Origin of the sequence: Streptomyces sp. W16, assembly GCF_033194735.1 — a bacterium.
Lineage (GTDB): Bacteria > Actinomycetota > Actinomycetes > Streptomycetales > Streptomycetaceae > Streptomyces.
This window is the reverse complement of record NZ_JAWOAI010000809.1, coordinates 1-3,147: the sequence shown is the minus strand read 5'-3', so window position 1 is coordinate 3,147 and position 3,147 is coordinate 1. Positions and strand designations below refer to the sequence as shown.

General features: G+C 69.6%; 4 protein-coding genes and 1 pseudogene. 3 read left to right on the top strand and 2 right to left on the bottom strand.

Annotated features, from left to right (window positions below; all coding sequences use genetic code 11):
• Nucleotides 1-687 (bottom strand): AzlC family ABC transporter permease (locus R6V09_RS49660; protein WP_317888018.1); only part of this gene is annotated, 687 nt, incomplete at its 3' end.
• A 65-nt stretch (nucleotides 688-752) separates the two neighbouring features.
• Here R6V09_RS49660 and R6V09_RS49655 point away from each other — a divergent pair.
• Complete coding sequence (locus tag R6V09_RS49655) at nucleotides 753-1,340, top strand: helix-turn-helix domain-containing protein (protein WP_317888017.1); 588 nt, start codon at nucleotides 753-755, stop codon at nucleotides 1,338-1,340.
• Nucleotides 1,341-1,468: 128 nt separating this feature from the next.
• Here R6V09_RS49655 and R6V09_RS49650 read toward each other — a convergent pair whose 3' ends face one another.
• Nucleotides 1,469-1,672 (bottom strand): cold-shock protein, encoded by a 204-nt coding sequence (locus R6V09_RS49650; protein WP_003998944.1) that lies wholly within the window; start codon nucleotides 1,670-1,672, stop codon nucleotides 1,469-1,471.
• 287 nt (nucleotides 1,673-1,959) lie between these two features.
• Between R6V09_RS49650 and R6V09_RS49645 the strand changes: the two genes are divergently transcribed.
• Both R6V09_RS49645 and R6V09_RS49640 read left to right on the top strand, forming a co-directional pair.
• Nucleotides 1,960-2,808, top strand: a complete 849-nt coding sequence (locus R6V09_RS49645) for a menaquinone biosynthetic enzyme MqnA/MqnD family protein (protein WP_317888016.1) — start codon at nucleotides 1,960-1,962, stop codon at nucleotides 2,806-2,808.
• 93 nt (nucleotides 2,809-2,901) lie between these two features.
• A pseudogene (locus R6V09_RS49640) lies at nucleotides 2,902-3,147 on the top strand (serine/threonine protein kinase); the annotation flags it as partial.

The following is a 3,147-nucleotide window of genomic DNA, read 5'->3' as shown; positions in this document are numbered from 1 at the left end:
CCCCCGCCGGTACAGCGCGAGGCCCACCAGGGCCAGCAGCACCGGCACCCCCGCCGGAACGGACGGCGTCACCGTCACCCCGACCGCCACGGCCGCACCGAGCAGCGCGGCCCGCCGTACCCCCGCGTCCTTGCGCACCGCGGGCAGCGTCAGGGCCACGAGGACGGCGGGGAAGGCCGCGTCCAGGCCGTAGGCGTCGGTGTCGCCGAGTGCGCCTCCGGCGAGCGCCCCGATCAGCACCCCGGTGTTCCAGGCCGCGAACAGGCCGAGCCCGGAGACCCAGAACGCCGTCCGGCGGCGTAGCGGATCCTGCTGTGCGAGGGCGAAGGCCACCGTTTCGTCGGTCACGAGGTGCGCGCCGGCCAGTCGGGAGAACCAGCCGCTGCCCAGGATGTCGGCCACGGCCAGGCTGTACGCCGCCGTGCGGGTGTTGAGCAGCAGGCCCGTGGCCGTCGCGGCGAGCGGGCCGCCGCCGGCGAGGAGTACGGCGACCGCGCTGAACTGGGCGGAGCCCGCGTAGACCACCAGGGACATGACCACCGGGACCCAGGCCGGCAGCCCGCCGGCCACCGCGATCGCGCCGAAGGAGACTCCCACGATGCCGCCGGCCAGCCAGATGAGGGAAGCGTCCCGGATTATCTCCGGGAGCACCGCAGGAGAGGAGGGTGTTCGGTCTGCCGTACGCATGTTCTCTAGAATGAACAGCAGAGGATGCGTTCGTCAAGGCGAACGATCGTACCGATGGAGCGAACATGACGTCTGATGCGTCCCGTGTGCCGACCCGGCTCCCGCTGGACTGGATCGCCGCCGCGCTGCGCCGCGAGCGCACCCGTGCGGGGCTCTCCCTCTCCGAGCTGGCCAAGCGGGCCGGTATCGCGAAGTCCACGCTGTCGCAGCTGGAGGCGGCCGGCGGGAATCCGAGCATGGAGACGATCTGGGCGCTGGCCGTCGCGCTCGGGGTGCCGTTCAGTGTGCTGGTGGAGCCGCCGGCGCCGTCCGTGCAGGTGATCCGGGCGGGGGGCGGGCCGACCGTCCACTCCGAGCAGTCCAGCTACACGGCCACGCTGCTCTCGGCGAGCCCGCCGGGGGCGCGGCGGGACATCTACTACGTGTGGCTGGAGCCCGGGACCGTGCGGGACTCCGAACCGCACATCCCGGGGACGGTGGAGCACATCGTCGTCAGCGCGGGTCGGGTGAAGGCCGGGCCCAAGGGGGACGGCCAGGGCGGCGGAGTGGAGCTCGGGCCCGGGGACTACATGGCGTACCGGGGCGATGTGCCGCACACCTACGAGGCGCTGGCGGCCGGGACCATGTTCGTGCTGATCATGCAGCACGTGTGAGGTCTCGGGTCTCCGTGCGGGGAAAGGCAGGAGCCCCGTCGCCTTGCGGCGCGGGGCTCCTTGGGTATTGCTTTCCGTTCCGGATCAAAGCACCAGGCTCCGAGACCGAATGACTGCGATCAGGTGACTCAGACGGGGGTGACGTTCTCCGCCTGCGGGCCCTTCGGGCCCTGGGTCACGTCGAAGGAGACCGCTTGGTTCTCCTCAAGCGAGCGGAAGCCGCTCGCGTTGATCGCGGAGTAGTGAACGAAGACGTCGGGGCCTCCGCCTTCTTGGGCGATGAAGCCAAAGCCCTTTTCGGCGTTGAACCACTTCACGGTTCCGGTAGCCATAAGCCCTCCTTGGGCCCAAAGGGTTGCCCTGCTCCAGAACCCTGCAAGTGTGAAAACAAGTCCCGCACTACTGCATACGTCTGAAAACGACTAGAGCCTGCGGTTACATGCTCCGCAGGCTCTGTACTGCAAGGGAAACCAAACTGCAACTTGGCGGCGAGCCTAGCATGTGGGCAGCCGAAAGCAATAGAGGCCAAGATCACATCACCCGGACGTTTGAAGATCGCCAAAGGCTTGACTGTGGGGCCGAAGTATGGAGCGTACCTCATGAGGTCTAGCCTCACGTTGTGGACAATTCTCGCACCCGGCCGCGCGTCGGCCACATCCAGTTCCTGAACTGCCTGCCCCTGTACTGGGGGCTCGCGAGGACAGGCACCCTTCTCGACATCGAGCTGACGAAGGACACCCCGGACAAGCTCAACGAGAAGCTGGTGCAGGGCGACCTCGACATCGGGCCCATCGCCACCGCCGAGTTCCTCAAGAACGCGGACGACCTGGTCGTCTTCCCCGACATCGCCGTCGGCTGCGACGGCCCGGTGATGTCCTGCGTGATCGTCTCGCAGGTCCCGCTGGACCAGCTGGACGGCCGCCGGGTCGCCCTGGGCTCGACCTCGCGGACCTCCGTGCGGCTCGCCCGGCTGCTCCTGGCCGACCGCTACGGCGTCCAGCCCGACTACTACACGTGCCCGCCCGACCTGAGCCTGATGATGCAGGAGGCCGACGCCGCCGTACTCATCGGCGATGCCGCGCTGCGCGCCTACCTGCTCGACGGGCCCCGCTTCGGGCTCGAAGTGCACGACCTCGGCGCGCTGTGGAAGGAGTGGACCGGGCTGCCGTTCGTCTTCGCCGTGTGGGCCGCCCGCCGCGAGTACCTGGAGCGCGAGCCGGTCATCACCCGCAAGGTCCACGAGGCCTTCCTCGCCTCCCGCGACCTCTCCCTGGAGGAGGTCGGCAAGGTCGCCGAACAGGCCGCCCGCTGGGAGGACTTCGACGAGGAGGTCCTGGAGCGGTACTTCACCACCCTCGACTTCAGCTTCGGCGCACCCCAGCTGGCCGCGGTCACCGAATTCTCCCGCCGGCTGGGGCCGGCGAACGGTTTCCCGGCCGACGTGAAGGTGGATCTGCTCCGGCCGTAGCAAACCGGGACAGCGGATCTGCTCCAGCCGTAGGAACCGGAGGGGTGCGGCGCACTACCCTGCTGGAAGTCGTACGGGGGAGGGGTGGACGGCATGCAACCGCTCGGCATCGACGAACCCACGGTCGTGGGGCCCTACCGGCTGCTCGGACGGCTCGGCTCCGGCGGGATGGGCCGGGTCTATCTCGGGCGCAGCGCGGGCGGTCGTACGGTCGCGGTCAAGATCGTGCATCCGCACTTCGCGCTCGACGAGGAGTTCCGCGCCCGCTTCCGCCGCGAGGTCGACGCCGCGCGCCGGGTGGGCGGCGCCTGGACCGCGCCCGTCCTTGACGCGGACCCG